A 24289-nucleotide genomic window follows, 5' to 3' on the forward strand; every position below is an offset into this window, starting at 1 on the left:
CCGGAAACCGAAAAACAAGTTCCCAAAAACCCAAAAACGCTGAAAGGTCAATACGAGCAAAATGATACTACTTAGGCGCAAGCTCCCTCAGGTGGCGTGCGACTGCAATCCATGCACCGATATACCCCAACAGCACCGCGCCAAGCAAGAGAGACAGACCGTCGGCAACCGGCACACCGGCCAACGCAAAATCACTGCCATACAAACCGGCCAGCCCAACCACCGCGTCGTTCAGCCAGTCCAGGCCAAACGCCAGCACCCCCCAGGACAGAACCCCCGCACCAAAGCCATACAACGCGCCCATATAGAGAAAGGGCCTGCGCACATAGCTGTCAGTGCCGCCGACCAGTTTAATCACTTCTATCTCTGTGCGGCGGTTTTCAATATGAAGACGAATGGTATTGCCTATCACCAAAAGTAATGCAGAAACCAGAAGCACGGTCAGACCGAAGACAAATCGGTCGCCCAGCTTGAGGATGGCTGCCAGACGCTCGACCCACACTAAATCAAGTTGCGCCTGTTGTACCTTCGGAAGCTCGGATAGTTTTTGTCTTAATGCTTCAAGCGCAGGCTTGTCGACTTCCTTCGGCGTCACCAGGACCACGCCTGGCAGCGGGTTCTCTGGCAATTCCTTGAGCGCATCGCCCAAACCGGACTGCTGCTGGAACTCTTCAAGCGCCTGATCCCGACCGACGAATTCTGCATCCGCCACGCCTGGCATACCTTTGATCTGCTCGCGCAGGGATTCGCCTTCCGCCGGACTGGCTTCGAGCTGGAGGTACAGGGAGATCTGCGCCGCACGCTGCCAGGAACCGCCAAGACGCTCGACGTTGCTTAGCAAAAGTGACAGCCCCATAGGCAAACTCAGGGCCACCGCCATCACCATGCAGGTGAAAAAACTGCCAATGGGATGCTTGCCCAGCCGACGCAGGCTGTCCAGCAGGCTGGCGCGATGACTTTCAATCCAGGCACGGAACAATGTGGCAAAGTCCGGCCCGTCGTCATCGTCGCGCTTTTTCTTCTGTGGCTGTGGGTCGGCGGCCTTCGGGGCCACACGTTCGGAAACCTTGGGACTACGTGTTGCACTCATTCCGCAGCCTCCCCGTCGCCGATCAATCGACCGCGTTGCAAGGTCAACATGCGGTGGCGCATGCGGGCGATCAGGGCCAGGTCGTGACTGGCGATCAGCACGCTGGTGCCGAGGCGGTTGATGTCTTCGAACACACCCATGATTTCAGCGGCCAGACGCGGGTCGAGGTTACCGGTCGGTTCGTCCGCCAGCAGCAAGGCCGGGCGGTGGACGATGGCGCGGGCAATGCCCACACGCTGCTGCTGACCGGTGGACAGGTCGCCCGGATACAAGTCGGTCTTGTCCGACAGGGCCACGCGCTCCAGCGCCGAATCCACGCGCTTGGCGATTTCGGCCTTGGACAGGCCGAGGATCTGCAAGGGCAGCGCAACGTTGTTGAACACCGTGCGATCGAACAGCAACTGGTGATTCTGAAACACCACGCCGATCTGACGACGCAGGAAGGGGATCTGCGCGTTGCTGATGGTGCTCAGGTCTTGCCCGGCGAGCAGCAATTTGCCGCTGGTTGGACGCTCCATGGCCAGCAGCAGGCGCAACAAGGTGCTTTTACCGGCGCCGGAATGGCCGGTGACAAACAAAAATTCGCCCCGACGGACTCGAAAGCTCAGCTCATGCAAGCCGACGTGACCGTTCGGGTAGCGTTTACCGACCTGTTCGAAACGAATCATGAACGCTCCCGCTCGGCAAACAATGCCTGGACAAAGGGTTCTGCTTCAAAAGTACGCAAATCGTCGATGCCTTCACCGACGCCGATGTAGCGGATCGGCAGGCCGAATTGCTTGGCCAGGGCAAAAATCACCCCGCCCTTGGCGGTGCCGTCGAGCTTGGTCAGCGCCAGGCCGGTCAGTTCGACGGTCTGGTTGAATTGCTTGGCCTGGTTGATGGCGTTCTGGCCGGTACCGGCATCGAGCACCAGCAGCACTTCGTGCGGCGCATCGGCGTCGAGCTTGCTGATCACCCGGCGAACCTTCTTCAGCTCTTCCATCAGGTTGTCTTTGGTGTGCAGACGACCGGCGGTGTCGGCGATCAACACGTCGATGCCACGGGCCTTGGCGGCCTGCACGGCATCGAAGATCACCGAGGCCGAGTCGGCGCCCGTGTGCTGCGCGATCACCGGGATCTTGTTGCGCTCACCCCAGACCTGCAACTGCTCGACGGCTGCAGCGCGGAAGGTGTCGCCGGCAGCGAGCATGACTTTCTTGCCTTCCAACTGCAGCTTCTTCGCCAGTTTGCCGATGGTCGTGGTTTTGCCGGCGCCGTTGACGCCGACCACCAGAATCACGAACGGCTTGTTCTGCGAGACGATTTTCAGCGGCTGCTCGACAGGCTTGAGCATCGCGGCGAGCTCGGCCTGCAGGGATTTGTACAGCGCGTCTGCGTCGGCCAGTTCCTTGCGTGCAACCTTCTGGGTCAGACGCTGGATGATCACCGAGGTGGCTTCAACACCGACGTCGGCAGTCAGCAAGCGCGTCTCGAGGTCTTCGAGCAACTCGTCATCGATGACCTTCCTGCCCAGAAACAGGCTGGCCATGCCTTCACCAATGCTGGCGCTGGTCTTGGACAGGCCCTGCTTGAGGCGGGCAAAGAAGCCGGCTTTGGATTCTTCGGTACGTGCGGGTTCGACCGGCGTCTCGACCAGTGCAGCGACCGGCTCAAGCACCGGAGCGGGAACAGGTGTGGGCTCCGGAGCGACTGGAGCAATCTGAGCAACCGGGGCAACCGGGGCAACCGGGGCAACGAATACCGGAGCCACCGGTTCGCTGGCAATCGGCGCTGGCTCGGCCACAACGACGGGCTCAACAACAGGTTCAATAACCGGCTCAGCCACAGGTTCTTGAACCGGCGCTGGCGTAAACCCTGTCGGCGCCGGAATCGACGGTGTCACATGCGGCGCCCGATCATCTTCGACCAGCGCCACTGGCTCTTCCGAAACCGGCAGGGTCAGCCACGGCGCAGCGGCCTGGGTCGGAGGAGCCTCAGCGACGATTTCGCTGACAGGCTCGGGAACGGCTTCAACTGTGGGTTGCAGCACCGCTTCGGCGATCGGCAGGACAACCGGCGCAGGCGCTTCTTCTATTACCGATACCGGCGTGGGCTCAGGAATCGGTTGTGGCTGTTCGACGACGGGTTCCTGCGGCTTTTTGCGCAGCCATCCGAACAGGCTTTTCTTCTCGCCAGCCGCAGCTGGGGTCTTCTTGTCGTCGTTGGAACCAAACATGGAGGACGGCTATCTCACGGTAGCGACGCGCCAAAGGCGCCCCGGCAAATAAATATTCGATGCAGAACAGACTGCGATTGATCCAGCTTGTTCACGCGCAACATTTTGTCGAGGCACCAACAGCGCCTCAAAGGTCGACTAATACGAAGGACTGGAACGGCATCGTCGGCGAAAACGCAGAGTTTAGCTGACAAACTCAAAGTTTCTGCCGGTAACCCATGCAACCTGCAGGCCGTCAAAGGCCTGATAGGCGTGGCCGCCAGTAAAACGGATCAGTATCCTAGCACCCTCTCGCCCGCTGACGCTAAGAACAAGCGGGCAGCCCCAAAGGTTTAAAAACGAATGATTGCTCTAGCCCGCCGCGCCGCAGGCCTGCTGCTCAGCACAGTCTGCCTGCCACTTTCGGCCCTGGCTGCCGACCCGCAACCCACCCATGAATTCACCCTCGACAACGGCTTGAAGGTGGTTGTGCGTGAAGACCATCGTGCGCCTGTAGTGGTTTCCCAGGTTTGGTACAAGGTCGGCTCCAGCTACGAGACGCCCGGTAACACCGGACTGTCCCACGCCCTGGAACACATGATGTTCAAGGGCAGCGACAAAGTCGGCCCTGGCGAAGCGTCGTTGATCCTGCGCGACCTCGGCGCTGAAGAAAACGCCTTCACCAGCGACGACTTCACCGCGTACTACCAGGTGCTGGCCCGTGATCGCCTGGGCGTAGCCTTCGAGCTGGAAGCCGACCGCATGGCCAGCCTGCGCCTGCCGCCCGACGAGTTCGCCAAGGAAATCGAAGTCATCAAGGAAGAACGTCGCCTGCGCACTGATGACAAGCCGATGTCCAAGGCCTACGAACGCTTCAAGGCCATGGCTTACCCGGCCAGCGGCTATCACACGCCGACTATCGGCTGGATGGCCGACCTTGATCGCATGAAGGTCGAAGAACTGCGCCACTGGTACGAAACCTGGTACGTGCCGAACAACGCCACGCTCGTGGTGGTCGGCGACGTCACCCCGGACGAAGTCAAAACCCTGGCCCAACGCTATTTCGGCCCGATCGCCAAACGCGATGTGCCGGCCGCGAAAAAACCGCTGGAGCTGGCCGAGCCTGGTGAACGCCAACTGACCCTGCATGTGCAGACCCAATTGCCGAGCCTGATGCTGGCGTTCAACGTGCCAAGCATCGCCACCGCCGAGGACAAGCGCCTGATCAACGCTCTGCGCCTGATCTCGGCCCTGCTCGACGGCGGTTACAGCGGACGCATTCCGACGCAACTGGAGCGCGGCGAAGAGTTGGTGTCTGGCGGTTCGTCGAGTTACGACGCCTACACCCGTGGCGACAGTCTGTTCACCTTGTCGGCGACGCCAAACGCTCAGAAACACAAAACCATCGCCCAGGCGGAAGCCGGTTTGTGGAAGCTGCTCGAACAGCTGAAAACCACCGCACCGTCCACTGAAGAACTGGAACGTGTCCGCGCCCAGGTCATCGCCGGGTTGGTCTACGAGCGTGATTCGATCACCAGCCAGGCCACCGCCATTGGCCAATTGGAAACCGTCGGCCTGTCCTGGAAGCTGATGGACACCGAACTGGCCGACCTGGAAAGCGTCACGCCGGAAGATATCCAGAAAGCCGCCAAGCTGTATTTCACCCGCGAACGTCTCAGCGTCGCCCATGTACTGCCACTGGAGACGACTCATGAGTGAGCGCAAACCCTCCCGCCTGGTCCTGATTGGCCTGGTCGCCGTTGCCGTTATTGGTTCTGCCGCGTTCTACCTCTCGCGTTCCGGCGAAACCATTGCCAGCGAAGCCCTCGACAAGGCCAAGGCCAGCCAGAAACTGCAATCGCTGGCCGAACTGAACGGCAAGGCACCGAGCCACCGCACACTGGACGTGCAGACCTGGAGCACCGCCGAAGGTGCCAAGGTGCTGTTCGTCGAAGCCCGCGAACTGCCAATGTTCGACATGCGCCTGATCTTTTCCGCTGGCAGCAGCCAGGACGGCGACGCACCGGGCCTGGCCACGCTGACCAACGCCATGCTCAACGAAGGTGTGGCCGGTAAGGACGTCAGCGCCATCGCCCAAGGCTTCGAAGGGCTGGGCGCCGATTTCGGCAACGGTGCCTTTAAAGACATGGCCGTTGCCTCCCTGCGCAGCCTGAGCGCTTCGGACAAACGCGAACCCGCCCTGAAACTGTTCGCCGAAGTCGTCGGCAAGCCGACCTTCCCTGCCGACTCGTTTGCCCGCATCAAGAACCAGATGCTTGCCGGTTTCGAGTACCAGAAACAGAGTCCCGGCAAACTGGCCAGCCTTGAGCTGATGAACCGCTTGTACGGCGATCATCCCTACGCACATGCCAGCGATGGCACGGCGAAAACCATTCCGGCGATTACCGTTGCGCAGCTGCGCAAGTTCCACGAAAAAGCCTATGCATCCGGCAACGTGGTGATCGCGCTGGTCGGTGACTTGTCCCGCGCAGAAGCCGAAGCGATGGCCGCCCAGGTTTCCGCTGCCCTGCCCAAAGGTCCGGCGTTGCCGAAAATCGCGCAACCGACCGAACCCAAGGCGAGCATCGGCCACATCGAGTTTCCGTCCAAACAGACCAACCTGATGCTCGCGCAACTGGGCATCGACCGTGACGATCCGGACTACGCCGCCTTGTCCATGGGCAACCAGATCCTCGGCGGCGGCGGTTTCGGCACCCGCCTGATGAGCGAAGTGCGTGAGAAGCGTGGTTTGGCGTATGGCGTGTATTCGGGCTTCACCCCGATGCAGGTGCGAGGGCCGTTCCTGATCAACCTGCAAACCCGCGCCAAGATGAGCGAAGGCACCCTGAAACTGGTGCAGGATGTGCTCGCCGACTACCTTAAAACCGGGCCGACCGAAAAAGAGCTCGACGACGCCAAGCGCGAACTGGCGGGCAGCTTCCCGCTGTCCACCGCCAGCAACGCTGATATCGTCGGCCAACTCGGTGCCATCGGCTTCTATAATCTGCCGCTCAGTCATCTGGAAGACTTCATGCAACAGTCCCAGAGCCTGACCGTCGAACACGTCAAAGCAGCACTGAACAAACACCTGAGCACGGACAAAATGGTCATCGTCAGCGCTGGCCCGACCGTGCCGCAAAAGCCGTTACCGGCCCCTACTGATAAACCTTCCGAGCAACCGCTCGGGGTTCCGGAGCATTAATGGCCAGTCCAAAAAAACCCGCCAAGAACGTCCATAACGGCGTGAACCAACTGCGCATCATCGGCGGTGAATGGCGCAGCCGGAAGCTGAGTTTCCCTGACGCCCCGGGCCTGCGCCCGACGCCGGACCGCGTGCGTGAAACCCTGTTCAACTGGCTCGCACCTTACGTGCCGGGCGCGAAAGTGCTCGACCCGTTCACCGGCAGCGGCGCGTTGTTTCTTGAAGCCTTGTCCCGTGGTGCCGCCATGGGCCAGGCGCTGGACGCCAGCAGCATCGCGGTATCCAGCCTGAAGGAACACCTCGGCACGTTGCGCTGCACCAACGGCCAGGTCCAGACCGCCGACGCCCTGCGCTATCTGGAAACCCAGACCGCAACGGCCTACGACCTGGTATTCCTCGACCCGCCGTTCAACCAGAACCTGCTGCCCGCCGTTTGCGCCTTGCTCGAAGAACGCCAATGGCTGGCAGATGAAGCCTGGGTGTACACCGAAAGCGAATCCGCGCCTTCGACGCAGGGCCTGCCACAGAACTGGCGCCTGCACCGCGAGCAAAAATCCGGGCGCGTTTACTACACGTTGTGGCAACGTATGACAGAGATCACCGGTTAATCGACCGGCATGAAAACGGTGCGTACCCGGTACGCACCGCTGCATCGAGAATCATCGTGTCCCATCTGCCAGAACGCTTCACCCCCGCCTTCGGCCTCGGCAACCCGCACCTGCAAACCTTGTGGGGTCCGCTGTGGCGCAAAACCACGCACATCGAACGCGAGCGAGAACGCCTCTGGCTCGACGATGGCGACTTCCTCGACCTCGATTGGCATGGCCCGCACAGCGTCGATGCACCATTGGTGCTGGTGCTGCACGGTCTGACCGGATCGTCGAATTCGCCTTACGTGGCCGGGATGCAAAAAGTACTGGGTGATCGGGGTTGGGCCAGCGTTGCGCTGAACTGGCGCGGTTGCTCGGGCGAGCCCAATCTGCTGCCCCGCAGTTACCATTCCGGCGCCAGCGAAGACCTGGCCGACGCCATCAGACACTTGCGCGCCAAGCGCCCCCTCGCGCCGTTGTATGCCGTGGGTTATTCGCTGGGCGGCAATGTCCTGCTCAAGTATCTCGGAGAGACCGGCAGCGACAGCGGCGTACTCGGCGCGGCGGCGGTGTCGGTGCCGTTTCGCCTGGACCAATGCGCCGACCGCATCGGTCAGGGGTTCTCCAAGGTCTACCAGGCGCATTTCATGCGCGAGATGGTGGCCTACATCAAGAACAAGCAGCGGCAATTCCAGCACGACGGGCGTGAGGATGGACTGGCAGCCTTGGCCGCGCTCGGCTCACTGGAGAACATGCGCACGTTCTGGGATTTCGATGGGCGCGTCACCGCACCGCTGCACGGTTTCAGTGATGCCGAAGATTATTATCGCCGCGCCTCAAGCCGCTATTTCCTCGGCGAGATTCGTACACCCACCTTGATGATCCAGGCTGCCGACGACCCTTTCGTATTTCCCCACAGCTTGCCGCACGCGGATGAGTTGTCCGCCTGCACGCAGTTCGAGTTGCAGGCCAGGGGCGGGCATGTCGGATTTGTCGACGGCACGGTACGGCAACCGGGTTACTACCTGGAGCGACGCATTCCCCAGTGGCTCGCCGCCGTTGGGCGCGAGTGAGCCATGGAGGCTGATCAAGACCGGCGCCCGCATGCCAGTTTGAATTATTTGCCGCCGTTTAGCCGGATAGCATTTGTGAACAACGTGGTGGGTTTACACAGCTAGCCTGCTAGCGGTGGCGGTGTATCAGCCAACCCAGATACTGAATGTAACGCCGCCATCGCGAGCAAGCTCGCTCCTACAGGAGATTTGTGGTGATTTATTCGCCGGTGGCGATGCCTCGGGAAGGCTCGTTGATCCACTCGCTCCACGACCCGGCATACAACGACCCCAGCGGATAACCCGCCAGGCACAGCGCGAACAGGTTGTGGCAAGCCGTCACGCCGGAACCGCAATAAGCCACCAGATCGTCGGGTGAGCGATTGCCGAGTTTCGCGGCAAAGCGCTGCTTGAGCTGATCGGCCGGCAGGAAACGCCCGTCGCTGCCAAGGTTGTCAGTGAACGCCGCACACTGCGCACCGGGAATGTGCCCGGCAATCGGATCGATCGGCTCCACTTCACCTTTGAAACGTGGCAAAGCACGGGCATCAATCAAGGTCAGCGACGGTTGGCCGAGACGTTTTTGCAGCTGTTCGGCATCAAGCAGCAGCGAAGCATCCGGACTGCCCATGAACGTACCGAGGGTGATCGACGGTGCGTCCAGGCTCAGTGGCAAACCGGCCGCATGCCAGGCCTTGAGCCCGCCATCGAGGATAAACACGCCATCGCGCTTGCCCAGCCAGGCCAGCAACCACCAGGCCCGCGCCGCATAGGCACCTGGGCCGTCGTCGTACAAAACCACTTCACTGTCGGCGTTGATGCCGAAGGCTTGCAGGTGTTCGATCAACTCTTCCGGCTCCGGCAACGGATGCCGCCCGGTCACACCCTTGACCACTTTCCCGCTGAGATCACGCTCAAGGTCGGCAAACACCGCGCCGGCGATATGCCCTTCGGCGTAGCTGCGCTGACCGTAATCCGGGTCTTCGAGGGCAAAACGACAATCCAGAATCACCAACCCCGGCTGGTCCTTTTTCAGGTCCAGTGCTTGCGGGCTGATCAATTGCGCAATGGGCATAACGGGCTCCTGTGATTGTTTTCGGAATTCGATGCTACTTCACTTCCTCAAGCGCCTGGGCCAGCGGCACATAAAACTCTTCGAACAAGGCATTCACTTCGTCGCGCGCCTGATCCGTGACGAACCCGGCCTCCAGCACCAGCACCTGATATACCCCGCGCTTGATCGCCTGCTCACTGAGATGGCTGGAGTTCTCCCGTGTAGTGCACAGAAAACGCACCCACGAGGTGAGGATGATCCAGGCATTGAGCGTCAGGGATTCGATCTGCACCCGGTCCATCTTCAGGATGCCGGCGGCGACAAAGCCTTCATAGATGGCCGCTCCGTGAATCAGGCTGCGCTGGGAAAAACGTCGATAGCGATCGGCGAGGTCCGGATCACTGTCGAGCAAATGCTCCAGGTCACGATGCAGGAACCGGTAGCGCCACATCGCCGACAGCAGCTCCTTGAGATAGAAGCGCTTGTCTTCCACCGTCGCGGCGCGACCCTGGGGCGGACGCAGGAAGCTGTCGACCAGGCTTTCGTACTCACTGAACAGCACGGCGATGATCGCCTGCTTGTTAGGGAAGTGGTAGTACAGGTTGCCCGGAGAAATCTCCATGTGGGCAGCAATGTGGTTGGTGCTGATGCTGCGCTCGCCCTGCTGATTGAACAGCTCGAGGCTGTTCTGCACGATGCGCTCGCTGGTTTTGATCCGTGGGGCCATGGCTTGAGCTTTAATTTCAGAGTGCGTTGGCGGGCATCTTAGATCTATCTGCGAGCGGATAAAACCAAGCTGTTCCTGGATGGTATTTGACTTTTTAGAGCATAGACTCTAAAAAGTACCTCATTACAATAAATCCGGAGCCGACCATGACTGCTGATATTTCCTACCTGCAAAACCTACAGCAGCCGCTGGGAGAGCTTCAGCGCCAGTTTGATGCTCAGCGCGCCGCCTATGCCGCCCACCCGATGCCACCGGCAGCCCAGCGCCAGCAATGGCTCAAGGCGCTGAAGGATTTATTGAGCAATGAACGCCAGGCCCTGATCGAGGCGATCAGCCAGGACTTCAGCCACCGCAGCGCCGATGAAACCCTGCTCGCGGAATTGATGCCCAGCCTGCACGGCATTCATTACGCCAGCCGGCACCTCAAAAGCTGGATGAAGCCCTCGCGGCGCAAAGTCGGTGCGGCCTTCCAGCCAGCGTCGGCCAAAGTGATTTATCAGCCGTTGGGCGTGGTCGGTGTGATCGTGCCGTGGAACTACCCGCTGTACCTGGCCATCGGCCCGTTGGTCGGCGCGCTGTCGGCGGGCAATCGGGTGATGCTCAAGCTCAGTGAATCGACCCCGGCCACCGGCTTGCTGATGAAAGAACTGCTGGCGAAAATCTTCCCCGAAGATCTGGTCTGCGTGGTGCTGGGCGAAGCTGACATCGGCGTGGCGTTCTCGCGACTGCCGTTCGATCACCTGCTGTTCACCGGCGCCACCAGCATCGGCAAACATGTGATGCGCGCCGCCGCCGAGAACCTGACGCCGGTGACTCTGGAGCTGGGCGGGAAGTCGCCGGCCATCGTTTCCCACGACGTCCCGCTCAAGGACGCCGCCGAACGCATCGCCTTCGGCAAAACACTGAACGCCGGCCAGACCTGCGTGGCCCCGGACTATGTGCTGGTGCCGGAAGACCGTGTCGGCGGTTTCGTCGAAGCCTATCGCACTGCCGTTCGCGGGTTTTATCCAACCCTGGCCGACAACCCGGACTACACCGCCATCATCAATGAACGACAACTGGCACGACTCAACGGCTACATCAGCGACGCCACCAGCAAAGGCGCGCTGCTGATTCCGTTGTTCGAACAGGGTCAGGGCCGGCGTATGGGCCATAGCGTGCTGCTCAATGTCACCGATGACATGACCTTGATGCAGGATGAGATCTTCGGCCCGTTGCTGCCGATCGTGCCGTACAAAGATCTGGACCAGGCGTTTGCCTACATCAACCAGCGCCCTCGTCCGCTGGCGCTGTACTACTTCGGCTACGACAAGCGCGAACAACACCGCGTGCTGCATGAAACCCATTCCGGTGGCGTGTGCCTGAACGACACGCTGCTGCATGTCGCCCAGGACGACATGCCCTTCGGCGGCATCGGCGCTTCGGGCATGGGCCATTACCACGGTCATGAGGGGTTCCTGACCTTCAGCAAAGCCAAGGGTGTGCTGATCAAGCAACGGCTCAACGCGGCAAAACTGATCTACCCGCCATACGGTAAATCCATTCAGAAGCTGATCCAGAAGCTGTTCATCCGCTAACGATCGTCACTGTCGGGTAATAACAATAATGAGCCCAAGCCTGTCCGATACACCCGCGCTGTCACGGCGCGGCCTGCTGAAATTCAGCCTCGGCGCCAGCGCCTTTCTGGCCACGGCCGGGTTAGGCGCAAGCCTCAGTGGCTGCTCGTCGAGTGTTTCAGCGCATGGTTTTGCCACGTTGCGCGATGCCGACTTGCTGTTTCTGCGGGCCGTGCTGCCGGTCATGCTCGACGGCGCCGCGCCCGTCGAACGCATGACCGATGCCGTCGAAGGCACCCTGAAAAGCCTGGACTACAACCTCAATCACCTGTCCCCGGAAATGCTCAAGCTGACCCAGCAACTGTTTGATGTGCTGGGCATGGCCGTCACCCGCGGACCGCTGAGCGGGATCTGGGGCAGTTGGGAAAACGCCAGTGCCGACGACATCCGGCGGTTCCTCGATCGCTGGGAAAACAGCGCGTTGAGCTTGCTGCGCATGGGTCACAGCTCGTTGGTGCAACTGGTGATGATGGGCTGGTATGGGCGCAAGGAATCGTGGGCGCATTGCGGGTATCCCGGGCCGCCTACCGTTTGAAATCGAGTCGACCCCATCGCGGGCAAGCCACGGTCCCACAGGTTGGAGGTGGCCGCACCAATTGTGAACGACTCGACCCTGTGGGAGCGGGCTTGCCCGCGATTGGGTCAGCCGCCACACCACATTTCCAATAATAAAAAGAGAACCCGAAGATGCCCGTACCCGATCCGTTCCGCGAAGGCATGGCCCGTGGCTGGAAAACCTATGACGGCTCGCGACTGAGCCAGGACCTGACCCTCGAAGCGGACGTGGCGATCATCGGCAGCGGTGCCGGTGGCGGCACCACCGCCGAAATCCTCAGCGCTGCCGGCTACAAAGTGCTGTTGATCGAGGAAGGCCCGCTCAAGACCAGCACCGACTTCAAACTGCTCGAAGACCAGGCCTACGCCAGCCTTTATCAGGAAGGCATCGGCCGCATGAGCAAGGATGGTGCGATCACCATCCTCCAGGGCCGTGCGGTGGGCGGTACCACGCTGATCAACTGGACCTCCAGTTTTCGCACCCCGGAGCCGACCCTGGAACATTGGGCCAAAGAGCACAACGTGAAGGGTCACAGCCCGGCCGAAATGGCCCCCTGGTTCGAAAAAATGGAGCAGCGCCTGGGCGTCGCGCCATGGAGGGTGCCACCCAACGCCAACAACGATGTGATCCGCAACGGTTGTGAAAAACTTGGCTACAGCTGGCATGTCATCCCTCGCAATGTGCGCGGCTGCTGGAACCTCGGTTACTGCGGCATGGGCTGCCCGACCAACGCCAAGCAGTCGATGATGGTCACCACCATTCCAGCAACCCTGGAAAAGGGCGGCGAGCTGATTTACCTGACCCGAGCGGAAAAACTCATCATCAGCGGCGACAAGGTCACGGGGCTACGATGCTCGGCGATGGACGAGCGCTGTGTTGCGCCGACGGGGCGCACCGTCACGGTCAAGGCCCGGCATTTCGTGCTGGCTGGCGGAGGCATCAACAGCCCGGCCTTGCTGATGCGCTCCGGCGCGCCGGATCCGCACAAGCGACTCGGCAAGCGCACATTCCTGCACCCGGTGAACATGTCCGCCGCGTTGTTCGACGAAGTGATCAACCCGTTCTATGGCGCGCCGCAGTCGATCTATTCCGACCATTTCCAGTGGCTGGACGGCACCAGCGGCAAGATGGCTTATAAACTGGAAGTCCCGCCCCTGCACCCGGCACTCGCCGCGACGTTGCTGGGCGGGTTCGGCCAGGAAAATTCACAACACATGGCCAACCTGCCCCACACCCACGCCATGCTCGCGCTACTCAGGGACGGTTTTCACCCGGACAGCCAGGGCGGCAGCGTCGAATTGCGCGGTGACAACACGCCCGTGCTCGACTATCAGGTTTCGCCCTACGCTTGGGACGGATTGCGCCGCGCGTTCCACAGCATGGCCGAAATCCAGTTTGCCGGCGGCGCCAAGGCTGTCATGCCAATGCACGCTGACGCTCGCTACGTCAAAACCCTGGCCGAGGCCCGCACACTGATCGACAGCTTGAGCCTGGAGTTGTACCGCACGCGCCTGGGCAGCGCCCACGTGATGGGCGGTTGCGCGATGGGTGAAGACCCTGAAAACGCCGTGACCGACAGCCTCGGCCGGCATCATCAACTGGGCAATCTGTCGATCCACGATGGCTCGCTGTTCCCCACCAGCATTGGCGCCAACCCACAACTGTCGGTCTACGGACTGACGGCGCAACTGGCGACTTCCCTGGCTGAACGTTTAAAAAACCCGTGAAAATGACGATTATTCCTATCGTCTATAGTGCTTTCTTACCCAACAGGCGACTTGGCCGACCGGGAAGGCTGCGATACCATCCGACTCCCCAACGGATTCCCGCCAGGACGACGCGATGAACCGAGTGTTGTACCCAGGTACCTTCGACCCTATTACCAAGGGCCATGGCGATCTGGTCGAACGCGCCTCGCGCCTGTTCGACCACGTGATCATTGCCGTTGCCGCGAGCCCCAAGAAAAACCCGCTGTTTCCTCTGGAACAGCGCGTGGAACTGGCGCGCGAGGTCACCAAACATCTGCCGAACGTAGAAGTCGTCGGCTTCTCGACGCTGCTGGCGCACTTCGCCAAAGAGAAGAACGCCAATGTGTTCCTGCGTGGATTGCGCGCGGTGTCGGACTTCGAATACGAGTTCCAGCTGGCCAACATGAACCGTCAGCTGGCGCCGGATGTGGAAAGCCTGTTCCTCACCCCGTCCGAGCGCTATTCGTTTATTTCCTCGACGCTGGTCCGTGAAATCGCAGCCCTGGGCGGCGATATCACCAAGTTCGTGCACCCTGTGGTGGCGGACGCACTGACCGAACGCTTCAAGAAGTAAGACACGACTGTAGGAGCCGGCTTGCTGGCGATCAATACAACGCGGGACACCTGACACACCGCCATCGCCAGCAGGCTGGCTCCTACAGTACGTCGCGCCTGCGTGCAACGCGGGCGCCAATGCGGCACAATTGTGCGCATTGGTTTATTGCGCCCGGGCTTGCCGCCCCGGCTGGAGTTAGCATGTCCCTGATCATCACCGACGATTGCATCAACTGCGACGTCTGCGAACCCGAGTGCCCGAACGCCGCCATTTCACAAGGTGAAGAGATCTACGTGATCGACCCGAACCTGTGCACCCAGTGTGTCGGCCACTACGACGAACCGCAGTGCCAGCAGGTCTGCCCTGTAGATTGCATTCCGCTGGACGAAGCTCATCCGGAGACTGAAGAGCAGTTGATGGAGAAGTACCGGAAGATTACCGGTAAGGTCTGATTCACTTAAAAGATCGCAGCCTTCGGCAGCTCCTACCGGTGTACGCAAAACCCTGTAGGAACTGCCGAAGACTGCGATCTTTTGATCTTGCCTAACGCATCAGCTCTGACAACGCGGGCAAAACACACTCGCACGCTGCCCCAGCTTCACTTCCCGCAACCCTGTGCCACAGACCTTGCAGTGCTCACCGCCACGGCCGTACACGAACAGTTCCTGCTGGAAGTAACCGGGCTGCCCATCTCCACCGATAAAATCCCGCAACGTGGTGCCACCGCGCTCGATGGCGGCGGCCAGGATGCGTTTGATCTCGATGGCCAGTTTCAGATACCGCGCACGGGAAATGCTCTTGGCCTCGCGGCGCGGGTCGATGCCGGCAGCGAACAGCGCTTCGGTCGCGTAAATATTGCCTACACCCACCACCACCGCGTTATCCATGATGAACGGCTTGACCGCCATCGAACGGTTACGGGACTGCTGGAACAGGCGCTCGCCATCAAACAGGTCGGTCAGCGGCTCCGGCCCCAGGCGAATCAGCAATTCGTGATTGAGCGGATCGAGGCTCCAGAGCATTGCGCCAAAGCGCCGCGGGTCGGTGTAACGCAGGGCCAGGCCCGACTCCAGTTCAATGTCCACATGCTCGTGCTTGGCCGCCGGCAACCCCACCTCCACCAACCGCAGATTGCCCGACATGCCCAAATGGCTGATCAAGGTGCCGACTTCAGCGTTGATCAACAGGTACTTGGCGCGCCGCTCCACCAGCACAATGCGCTGCCCGGACAACCGCACATCGAGGTCTTCGGGAATCGGCCAGCGCAGGCGCCGGTCACGCACGATCACCCGGCTGACACGCTGGCCTTCCAAGTGCGGTGCAATCCCGCGACGGGTGGTTTCGACTTCTGGCAGTTCAGGCATGGTGCTCTCTTGAAGGAAGAACCTCCGACACTCAGCGATGAGTCCCGAGGTCGCGAATCGTCTGTTTAAGTGTCTCGAAGTCGTAGTCGGAGAGGCCGACATAATCGAGCACCAACGCCGCGATGCTGTCCCACTCGTGGTCTTCGGTCTGGTTCCCCAACACCCGGCAGGAGGCACAAATATGCTCCGCCATCTTCAGGATCGCCAGCAGGTTCTTCAGCGAACTGTTGTTCGAGGACTCATCGCTGAAGATCGCCAAGGCGTTGTGATGATTGGCGATCGCGGCAGACACATGCTCCGGCAGCCGCCAGGACTTGGCCGTGAAATAACCGACCACGGCGTGGTTGGTGTTGAACGCCTTGTTCTCGGTATCGACCACCCGGCACTCCGCGCTGGCGTTGGCATAGGCCTGCTCCACCACACTCATGTAATCGGGAAAACGCTGGAGCATCAAAGGCACGCCACAGTCGTGGAACAGGCCCAGCGCATAGGCTTCATCGCCGTTCTGAATGCCGATGCGCTTGGCCAGCGTCAGGCAGGTCATCGCCACGTCCTGGGCGGTGTCCCAGAATCGGTTCAGGGTGACAATCGTGTCGTCGTTCATCTCGCCCTTGATCGACTGCGCGTTGATCAGGTTGATGATCGAACGGCTGCCCAGCAGATTCACCGCGCGCTGGATCGAAGCAATCTTGTTGCTCAACCCGTAATACGGTGAATTGACGATTTTCAGCAAGGACCCGGACAGGCCCGGATCCTGGGAGATCAGCTTGGCAATGACTTCCAGATCCGGGTCAGGCATGTACTGCTCCATCTGCAAATCCACCATGATTTGCGGCTGGGCCGGAACGCTGATGCCCTGCAGGGCTTGTTGGATCTGTTCGGAAGTCAGCTCTTGGGACATTTGTGCACACTCTGGGTCAGGCGGCGATTCTAACCTTTATGAAGATGGATCCAACATACCAATTCGCATGACAACCCTCACCACATGTCCACTTACAGGCCAACCCGGGAGCTCAACACGCTATACTCCCGCTCTTTTTTCCGGAGCGACGACATGTCCCTGCCTAGCCTGCGCCTCAAAGCCAATGCCGACCGTCGTCTGCGCAACGGTCACTTGTGGGTCTACAGCAACGAAATCGATGTAGCTGCTACGCCTTTGCACGGTTTCAAGGCCGGCGACCAGGCGATCCTCGAAGCCGCCGGCGGCAAGCCGCTGGGCATCGTTGCCATGAGCCCGAACAACCTGATCTGCGCTCGCCTGCTGTCGCGCGACATCAAGCTGCCGCTGGACAAGTCCCTGCTGGTGCATCGCCTGAACGTGGCCCTGTCCCTGCGCGATCGCCTGTTCGACAAGCCGTTCTATCGCCTGGTCTACGGTGATTCCGACCTGTTGCCAGGCCTGGTCGTCGACCGTTTCGGCGACATCCTGGTGGTGCAGATCGCTTCGGCCACCATGGAAGCCCATAAAGACGACGTGATCGCGGCGCTGATCCAAGTGCTCAAGCCAAGCGGCATTCTGTTCAAGAACGACTCCGCCGCCCGTGACGCCGAAGGCCTCAACCGTTACGTCGAAACCGTTTTCGGCCTGGTGCCGGAGTGGGTTGCACTGGAAGAGAACGGCGTGAAATTCGAAGCCCCGGTCATCCAGGGTCAGAAAACCGGCTGGTTCTACGACCACCGCATGAACCGCGCACGCCTGGCGCCGTACGCCAAGGGCAAGCGCGTGCTCGACCTGTACAGCTACATCGGCGGTTGGGGCGTGCAGGCTGCCGCATTCGGCGCCAGTGAAGTGTTCTGCGTCGACGCCTCGGCCTTCGCCCTCGACGGTGTTGAGCGTAACGCCGCACTGAACGGCTTCGCCGAGAAAATGACCTGCATCGAAGGCGACGTCTTCGAAGCCCTGAAAGAACTGAAAGCCAGCGAAGAACGCTTCGACGTGATCGTGGCCGACCCGCCGGCGTTCATCAAACGCAAGAAAGACATGAAAAACGGCGAAGGCGCCTACCGCCGCCTGAACGAGCAAGCCATGCGCCTGCTCAGCAAGGACGGCATCCTGGTCAGCGCCTCCTGCTCGATGCACCTGCCGGAAGACGACCTGCAGAACATCCTGCTGACCAGCGCCCGTCACCTGGACCGCAACATCCAGATGCTGGAACGTGGCGGTCAGGGCCCGGATCATCCGGTACATCCGGCGATTGCTGAAACCCGTTACATCAAGAGCATTACTTGCCGGTTGTTGCCGAATAGCTAACGCGATTTCTGTAGGAGCGAGCACGCTCTCGATGGTCGTCAACGATAACGCGGGGAACCTGACACCCCGCGACGTCCTTGAGTCCATCGCGAGCCTGCTCGCTCCTACAGATCAAGCATTGGCGACACATTCTGACTCGCTGTCATAACGACAGCCCCGCCTGTGGCGTCTAACGTTTTCTCTTCCAATCACAGAAGAGGACAACGGAATGTCCAGCACGCCACACGGCCACCGCTTACGTACCGGCCGCCACTCAGAACATGGCCGCACCTATCTGCTCACCGCTGTTACTCACGAGCGAACCCCGTTCTTCAAAGACTGGCGCTTGGGGCGCCTGCTCGTGCATGAATTCAGAAAGGCTCATGAAACAGGAAATGCCACCTCTATCGCTTGGGTAGTCATGCCGGATCACTTTCACTGGCTGGTCGAGTTGCATAACGGTGATTTACCGAAACTGATGCAAGCCACCAAAGCCCGAAGTGCCCGCGCGATCAATCTCAAGCGGGGCCAGCCCGAGAGACTATGGCAGAGAGGTTATTTCGACCGGGCACTACGTCGGGAGGAGGACCTGAAAGCCGCTGCTCGATACATCATCGCCAACCCCCTATGCGCAGGCCTCGTCGACCATATCGGCGATTACCCACTCTGGGACGCTATGTGGCTCTGACGCCCGCCCCACTGTAGGAGCGAGCATGCTCGCGATGATCGTCAACGATAACGCTGGCAACCTGACACCCCGCAGCGCTCTCAGGTTCATCGCGAGCATGCTCGCTCCTACAGCGTTGCGTCTTTCCACACGTCTCGTGAATGCTTGCAGGCATTCCCTCCAGCCGCCAGCCGTGTAGAATCGCGAACATTCATCGCCAGTCATCCCCGGCGGGTTTATGAGCTCAAGCTGAAGCGCGCGGCGATCCCGCAAAGTTATCGGCAACTTCCGGACACGCGGCCATTTCTGAGTGTTCCAGACGTCAATAGAAGCTCACTTCCCTTTTGATACCTGATTAGCCGCCCGGAGTGCTTCATGCCTGATTACCGCTCGAAAACATCCACCCACGGCCGCAACATGGCCGGTGCCCGCGCACTGTGGCGCGCAACGGGGATGAAAGATGACGACTTCAAGAAGCCGATCATCGCCATTGCCAACTCGTTCACCCAGTTCGTACCGGGCCACGTGCACCTCAAGGACCTGGGTCAACTGGTCGCCCGCGAAATCGAACGCGCTGGCGGTGTGGCAAAAGAATTCAACACCATCGCTGTCGATGACGGCATCGCCATGGGCCACGACGGCATGCTGTATTCGCTGCCGAGCCGCGAGATCATCGCCGACTCCGTCGAGTACATGGTCAACGCCCACTGCGCCGATGCGATCGTCTGCATCTCCAACTGCGACAAGATCACCCCTGGCATGCTGATGGCGTCCCTGCGCCTGAACATCCCGGTGATTTTCGTCTCTGGCGGCCCGATGGAAGCCGGCAAGACCAAACTCGCTTCCCACGGCCTCGACCTCGTCGACGCCATGGTGATCGCCGCCGACTCCAGCGCTTCTGACGAGAAAGTCGCTGAGTACGAGCGCAGCGCCTGCCCGACCTGCGGTTCGTGCTCCGGCATGTTCACCGCCAACTCGATGAACTGCCTGGTTGAAGCGCTGGGTCTGGCACTGCCAGGCAACGGTTCGACCCTGGCCACCCACAGCGACCGCGAACAGCTGTTCCTGCAGGCTGGCCGCACCATCGTCGAGCTGTGCCAGCGTTACTACGGCGAGAACGACGAGTCGGTATTGCCGCGCAACATCGCGAACTTCCAGGCGTTCGAAAACGCCATGACCCTGGACATCGCCATGGGTGGTTCCACCAACACCATCCTGCACTTGCTGGCCGCTGCCCAGGAAGCCGAGATCGATTTCGACCTGCGCGACATCGACCGCCTGTCCCGTCACGTGCCGCAACTGTGCAAGGTCGCGCCGAACATCCAGAAGTACCACATGGAAGACGTGCACCGTGCCGGCGGGATCTTCAGCATCCTCGGTTCGCTGGCCCGTGGCGGCTTGCTGCACACGCAACTGCCAACCGTGCACAGCCGCAGCATGGAAGAAGCCATCGCCAAGTGGGACATCACCCAGACCACCGACGAAGCCGTGCATCACTTCTTCAAGGCTGGTCCGGCAGGCATTCCGACGCAAACCGCGTTCAGCCAGTCGACCCGTTGGGACACCCTGGACGACGACCGTGAAAACGGCTGCATCCGCAGTGTCGAGCACGCTTACTCGCAAGAAGGCGGCCTGGCCGTTCTCTACGGCAACATCGCCCTGGATGGCTGTGTGGTGAAAACCGCGGGTGTCGACGAGTCGATCCACGTGTTCGAAGGCAATGCCAAGATCTTCGAAAGCCAGGACAGCGCCGTACGCGGCATCCTCGCGGACGAAGTGCAGGCCGGCGACATCGTGATCATCCGTTACGAAGGCCCGAAGGGCGGCCCGGGCATGCAGGAAATGCTCTACCCGACGTCGTACCTGAAATCCAAAGGCCTGGGCAAAGCTTGCGCCCTGCTGACTGACGGCCGTTTCTCCGGCGGCACTTCCGGTCTGTCCATCGGCCACGCTTCGCCTGAAGCCGCTGCCGGTGGTGCAATCGGCCTGGTGCAGGACGGCGACAAAGTGCTGATCGACATTCCGAACCGCTCGATCAACCTGTTGGTCAGCGATGAAGAACTGGCCGCACGCCGAGTGGAGCAGGACAAGAAAGGCTGGAAACCGGTGGAAGTGCGTCCACGCAAAGTGACCACCGCACTGAAAGCCTACGCCCTGCTGGCGACCAGCGCCGACAAGGGTGCTGTGCGTAACAAGGCGATGCTCGACGGGCTGTAAGCGTTAACCGTTGAACAAAAAATGCCCCGCCATGTGCGGGGCATTTTTTTGCCGATCGTTTTTACCGACCCATTACCGAAGCCCCTCCTGTAGGAGCCGGCTTGCTGGCGATGCAGGCACCCCGGTCTTACTGAATCTCCTCTGGTTTCACAATCACCCAATTCTTGTCCGCCGTCACCGGCAGTCCTTCCTTGGCCTGGGCCGCAGCGTGCTTGGCCATCATGCCGTTAATCTGGGTCATGTATTTATCCTTGCGGTTGACCCACAGGTGGATGCCGCCCTTGGCCACGTCGACATCGTGGAACAGCATGTAGCCATCGCTGGTCGGTGTGTCGCCGCCCACCAGTATCGGTTTTTTCCACTCATCGATGTAGGTCAGGATCGCCGCGTGCTTGCCGGCCATCCAGGTCGCAGGTGTCCACAGGTACGGAGTCATCTCCAGGCCGAGGTTGGCCTTCTCGTCATATTTGCCGGCGGTGATCTGCTTGCGCGCGGTGGTCAGTGCGCCGGTTTTCGGGTCTTTGAGCAGCAGCGTCACGCCGATCACATTCTGCGGTTTGACGTTGTAGCCGTACTTCGGATCGGCCGCGACCATGCGTACCAGCTCCTCGGAAGCGGCGGTCATCACGTAGACCTCGATGCCGTTCTCCATGAGCTTGTTGTACAGCTCTTGCTGGCCGGTGAAGATTTTCGGCGGATTGACGTCGAGTTTCTTGACCACATCGCCTTCGTAATACGTCGCCGGTACCGGTTTGCCGGACGCCATCATCTCGTCGACGTAGCCTTTGAGTTCTTGCAGCGTGAAGCCGGAGAACACCTGAGCGACCCATGGGTAGCAAACCATGTCGTCGAGTTCACAGAGACGGTAGTAGTAACTGAACAGGCTCTCCTTGTGGTCGGCGGTGTCCTTGAACGGCATCAGTTTCAGGGAGGGGTCGAGCTTGTCGCGGGTGATCAGGCCCTTGTTCTCCATGAACGGCAGCAACGACTCTTCGAGGTCGTAGCGGTAACTGGTGTTGTCCATGTCGAACACCGCGTAATTACCTTTGTTGGCGTTGGCCGCGATCATCGCGTCCAGTGCCTTGGCCTGATCGGCGGGCCAGTGTTTCAGATCCGTTGCGAGCACCTGGCCGACAAGGCCGAGGCAAAGTGCTGCCGCGAGAAACTTCGGTGCGAACTTCATTTGGAAAATCTCCCTGATTTAGAGGAGATCGACGCTAACAAATAAGTGTGACGGCCTTGGTCTGTCAGCGACCGTCCACGTCCCTATCGCGCCAGCTGCATTTCTGACAGCGACATCCGCTTATTTCAAAAACGACAGTTGCCAGACGTTTTTGATATTAAATCATTAGTTTTCAAGCTGTTAGGCTTGCCGGTTCGCAGCTGCGCCGGAAGGCAGCTGGCACAAGTCTTACTCGGAGTTCTCATGAATCTGCCGCTGATCCTCAATCTGCTGGTATTCCTCGCCCTGCTCTTCGGCCTGGCGCAAACGCGCCACACCACCTGGAGCCTGGCGAAAAAAGTCCTGCTCGCCCTGGTCCTTGGCGTTGCGTTCGGTGTGGCGTTGCACAGCGTTTACGGTGCCGGCAACCCGGTGCTGAAAGCCTCGATCGGCTGGTTCGATCTGGTGGGCAATGGTTATGTGCAGCTGCTGCAAATGATCGTGATCCCGTTGGTGTTCGCCTCGATCCTCAGCGCCGTGGCCCGCCTGCATAACGCCTCGTCGCTGGGCAAGATCAGTTTCCTGACCATCGGCACGCTGCTGTTCACCACCGCCATCGCGGCGCTGATCGGCATCGGCCTGACCAACCTGTTCGGCCTGACCGCCGAAGGTCTGGTGGCCGGCACCCAGGAAATGGCCCGCCTGCAAACCATTCAGAACGACTACGCCGGCAAGGTCGCCGACCTGAATGTGCCGCAATTGCTGCTCTCGTTCATCCCGCAAAACCCGTTCGCCGACCTGGCACGGGCCAAACCGACGTCGATCATCAGCGTGGTGATCTTCGCTGCATTCCTGGGTGTCGCGGCGCTGCAATTGCTCAAGGATGATGTGGCGAAAGGTCAGAAAGTGATCAACGCCATCGATACCCTGCAAGCCTGGGTGATGCGCCTGGTGCGTCTGGTGATGAAGCTGACCCCGTACGGCGTACTGGCGTTGATGACCAAAGTGGTCGCTGGCTCCAACCTGCAAGACATCATCAAGCTCGGCAGTTTCGTGGTGGTGTCCTACATCGGCCTGGGGCTGATGTTTGTGGTGCATGGCCTGCTGGTATCGGCGGCCGGGATCAATCCGCTGCGCTTCTTTCGCAAGATCTGGCCGGTGCTGACGTTTGCCTTCACCAGTCGTTCGAGCGCTGCGACGATTCCATTGAGCATCGAGGCGCAGACCAGCCGCCTGGGTATTCCGCAGTCCATCGCCAGTTTCGCGGCGTCGTTCGGCGCGACCATTGGCCAGAACGGTTGTGCCGGTCTGTACCCGGCAATGTTGGCGGTGATGGTGGCGCCGACTGTCGGTATCAACCCGCTGGACCCGCTGTGGATCGCGACGCTGGTGGCGATTGTCACGTTGAGTTCGGCCGGTGTGGCCGGGGTGGGTGGCGGTGCGACGTTTGCCGCGTTGATCGTGCTACCGGTAATGGGTTTGCCGGTGTCATTGGTGGCGTTGCTGATTTCGGTCGAGCCGCTGATTGATATGGGGCGTACGGCGTTGAACGTCAGTGGGTCGATGACGGCGGGGGCGATTACCAGCCAGGTGATGCAGCAGACGGATAAAGCATTGCTGGATGCGGATGAGCATTCGGCATTGGCGCAGGCTTGATCGGAGCCTGATAGACCGCTATCGCTGGCAAGCCAGCTCCTACAATGGAATGCGTTTCCCCTGTAGGAGCTGGCTTGCCAGCGATGCTTTTAGGCTTTTTCCCAGACTTCGAAGCTGTACGCCGGCTTGTCGCCTTCCGCCGGGTTCGGCACATTCGACACCAGTTTCCACTGGTTCAAATCAAACTCCGGAAACCATGCATCCCCGTCCGGGCTCAGCGCCACGCGGGTCAGGTACAACCGGTCAGCCTGCGCCAGCCCTTGCGCATACAACTGCGCACCGCCGATCAGCATCAGCTCATCGACGCCCTGCTCCTTCGCCCACTCTTCGGCGCGAACGACGGCGGCTTCCAGCGACGGATAAACCTCCGCACCTTCCAGCACCAGATCCGCCTGACGGCTGACCACGATGTTCAAGCGGCCCGGCAACGGGCGGCCGAGGGAGTCCCAGGTCTTGCGACCCATGATGATCGGCTTGCCGAGCGTCGTGGCCTTGAAGTATTTGAAGTCCCCCGGCAGGTGCCAGGGCATGCTGTTGTCGACGCCGATCACGCGGTTTTCACCGAGGGCTGCGATCAGGCTGAGGGGGAGTGATTTAGTCATGCC

The 24289-nt window shown here is 60.5% G+C and carries 22 protein-coding genes; 13 read left to right on the forward strand and 9 right to left on the reverse strand.

What is annotated here, in order from left to right; all coding sequences use genetic code 11:
* Positions 1-67: 67 nt before the first annotated feature.
* Genes ftsX through ftsY form a run of 3 tightly spaced genes read right to left on the reverse strand, consistent with a single transcriptional unit; the run spans position 68 to position 3308 of the window.
* Positions 68-1090: a permease-like cell division protein FtsX gene (gene ftsX / locus CKW15_RS08970; RefSeq protein ID WP_095057386.1), complete on the reverse strand. Its 1023-nt coding sequence runs from the start codon at positions 1088-1090 to the stop codon at positions 68-70.
* Positions 1087-1758 carry a cell division ATP-binding protein FtsE gene (ftsE, locus tag CKW15_RS08975; protein WP_095057385.1) on the reverse strand — a complete coding sequence of 224 codons (672 nt, stop codon included), beginning with the start codon at positions 1756-1758 and terminating at the stop codon, positions 1087-1089. Before ftsE ends, ftsX begins: the two co-directional genes overlap by 4 nt.
* The gene (gene ftsY / locus CKW15_RS08980) at positions 1755-3308 is read right to left on the reverse strand and encodes a signal recognition particle-docking protein FtsY (RefSeq protein ID WP_095152073.1); all 1554 of its coding nucleotides are present in this window, start codon (positions 3306-3308) and stop codon (positions 1755-1757) included. The genes ftsE and ftsY overlap by 4 nt, the downstream gene beginning before the upstream one ends.
* A 342-nt stretch (positions 3309-3650) precedes the next feature.
* Between ftsY and CKW15_RS08990 the strand changes: the two genes are divergently transcribed.
* Genes CKW15_RS08990 through CKW15_RS09005 form a run of 4 tightly spaced genes read left to right on the forward strand, consistent with a single transcriptional unit; the run spans position 3651 to position 8152 of the window.
* Positions 3651-5006: a pitrilysin family protein gene (locus tag CKW15_RS08990; RefSeq protein ID WP_095057383.1), complete on the forward strand. Its 1356-nt coding sequence runs from the start codon at positions 3651-3653 to the stop codon at positions 5004-5006.
* Positions 4999-6489 (forward strand): pitrilysin family protein, encoded by a 1491-nt coding sequence (locus CKW15_RS08995; RefSeq protein ID WP_095057382.1) that lies wholly within the window; start codon positions 4999-5001, stop codon positions 6487-6489. The genes CKW15_RS08990 and CKW15_RS08995 overlap by 8 nt, the downstream gene beginning before the upstream one ends.
* The gene (gene rsmD / locus CKW15_RS09000) at positions 6489-7097 is read left to right on the forward strand and encodes a 16S rRNA (guanine(966)-N(2))-methyltransferase RsmD (protein ID WP_095057381.1); all 609 of its coding nucleotides are present in this window, start codon (positions 6489-6491) and stop codon (positions 7095-7097) included. The genes CKW15_RS08995 and rsmD overlap by 1 nt, the downstream gene beginning before the upstream one ends.
* A gap of 56 nt (positions 7098-7153) precedes the next feature.
* Positions 7154-8152, forward strand: coding sequence for a hydrolase (locus CKW15_RS09005; protein ID WP_095057380.1), 999 nt, complete (start codon positions 7154-7156; stop codon positions 8150-8152).
* 199 nt (positions 8153-8351) lie between these two features.
* On the opposite strand, the gene CKW15_RS09010 is transcribed toward CKW15_RS09005, so the two are convergent.
* Positions 8352-9206, reverse strand: coding sequence for a sulfurtransferase (locus CKW15_RS09010; protein WP_095057379.1), 855 nt, complete (start codon positions 9204-9206; stop codon positions 8352-8354).
* A gap of 34 nt (positions 9207-9240) precedes the next feature.
* Entirely contained in the window at positions 9241-9912 is a 672-nt protein-coding gene (locus tag CKW15_RS09015) for a TetR/AcrR family transcriptional regulator (protein ID WP_095057378.1), read from the reverse strand.
* Positions 9913-10058: 146 nt separating this feature from the next.
* Here CKW15_RS09015 and CKW15_RS09020 point away from each other — a divergent pair, with 146 nt between their 5' ends.
* From CKW15_RS09020 to CKW15_RS09040, 5 genes are all read left to right on the forward strand, one after another.
* The gene (locus tag CKW15_RS09020; protein WP_095057377.1) at positions 10059-11489 is read left to right on the forward strand and encodes a coniferyl aldehyde dehydrogenase; all 1431 of its coding nucleotides are present in this window, start codon (positions 10059-10061) and stop codon (positions 11487-11489) included.
* 28 nt (positions 11490-11517) lie between these two features.
* Positions 11518-12063, forward strand: coding sequence for a twin-arginine translocation pathway signal protein (locus CKW15_RS09025; protein WP_095057376.1), 546 nt, complete (start codon positions 11518-11520; stop codon positions 12061-12063).
* 152 nt (positions 12064-12215) lie between these two features.
* The gene (locus tag CKW15_RS09030; protein ID WP_095057375.1) at positions 12216-13811 is read left to right on the forward strand and encodes a GMC family oxidoreductase; all 1596 of its coding nucleotides are present in this window, start codon (positions 12216-12218) and stop codon (positions 13809-13811) included.
* 115 nt (positions 13812-13926) lie between these two features.
* On the forward strand, positions 13927-14406 hold the full coding sequence (gene coaD / locus CKW15_RS09035) for a pantetheine-phosphate adenylyltransferase (protein ID WP_046039203.1): 480 nt from the start codon (positions 13927-13929) through the stop codon (positions 14404-14406).
* 182 nt (positions 14407-14588) lie between these two features.
* A complete protein-coding gene (locus CKW15_RS09040; RefSeq protein WP_095057374.1) occupies positions 14589-14840 on the forward strand; it encodes a YfhL family 4Fe-4S dicluster ferredoxin in 252 nt (83 codons plus the stop codon).
* A gap of 99 nt (positions 14841-14939) precedes the next feature.
* On the opposite strand, the gene mutM is transcribed toward CKW15_RS09040, so the two are convergent.
* Positions 14940-15752 (reverse strand): bifunctional DNA-formamidopyrimidine glycosylase/DNA-(apurinic or apyrimidinic site) lyase, encoded by an 813-nt coding sequence (gene mutM / locus CKW15_RS09045; RefSeq protein WP_095057373.1) that lies wholly within the window; start codon positions 15750-15752, stop codon positions 14940-14942.
* Positions 15753-15783: 31 nt separating this feature from the next.
* A complete protein-coding gene (locus CKW15_RS09050; protein ID WP_095057372.1) occupies positions 15784-16653 on the reverse strand; it encodes an HDOD domain-containing protein in 870 nt (289 codons plus the stop codon).
* Between the two features lie 153 nt (positions 16654-16806).
* Here CKW15_RS09050 and CKW15_RS09055 point away from each other — a divergent pair, with 153 nt between their 5' ends.
* The 3 genes from CKW15_RS09055 to ilvD all read left to right on the forward strand — a co-directional run bounded on the left by CKW15_RS09055 (position 16807) and on the right by ilvD (position 20866).
* On the forward strand, positions 16807-18003 hold the full coding sequence (locus CKW15_RS09055; protein WP_095057371.1) for a class I SAM-dependent rRNA methyltransferase: 1197 nt from the start codon (positions 16807-16809) through the stop codon (positions 18001-18003).
* A 208-nt stretch (positions 18004-18211) separates the two neighbouring features.
* On the forward strand, positions 18212-18670 hold the full coding sequence (locus CKW15_RS09060; RefSeq protein WP_095057370.1) for a transposase: 459 nt from the start codon (positions 18212-18214) through the stop codon (positions 18668-18670).
* A gap of 354 nt (positions 18671-19024) precedes the next feature.
* Entirely contained in the window at positions 19025-20866 is a 1842-nt protein-coding gene (gene ilvD / locus CKW15_RS09065; protein WP_095057369.1) for a dihydroxy-acid dehydratase, read from the forward strand.
* Positions 20867-20993: 127 nt separating this feature from the next.
* Here ilvD and CKW15_RS09070 read toward each other — a convergent pair whose 3' ends face one another.
* Positions 20994-22049, reverse strand: a complete 1056-nt coding sequence (locus CKW15_RS09070; protein ID WP_095057368.1) for a phosphorylcholine phosphatase — start codon at positions 22047-22049, stop codon at positions 20994-20996.
* Between the two features lie 243 nt (positions 22050-22292).
* On the opposite strand from CKW15_RS09070, the gene CKW15_RS09075 reads away from it, so the two are divergent.
* On the forward strand, positions 22293-23684 hold the full coding sequence (locus tag CKW15_RS09075; RefSeq protein ID WP_095057367.1) for an L-cystine transporter: 1392 nt from the start codon (positions 22293-22295) through the stop codon (positions 23682-23684).
* Between the two features lie 89 nt (positions 23685-23773).
* Here CKW15_RS09075 and CKW15_RS09080 read toward each other — a convergent pair whose 3' ends face one another.
* Entirely contained in the window at positions 23774-24286 is a 513-nt protein-coding gene (locus CKW15_RS09080; RefSeq protein WP_095057366.1) for a dihydrofolate reductase, read from the reverse strand.
* Positions 24287-24289 lie beyond the last annotated feature (3 nt).

It is taken from the genome of Pseudomonas sp. Irchel s3b5, from assembly GCF_900187435.1.
Taxonomy (GTDB): Bacteria; Pseudomonadota; Gammaproteobacteria; order Pseudomonadales; family Pseudomonadaceae; genus Aquipseudomonas.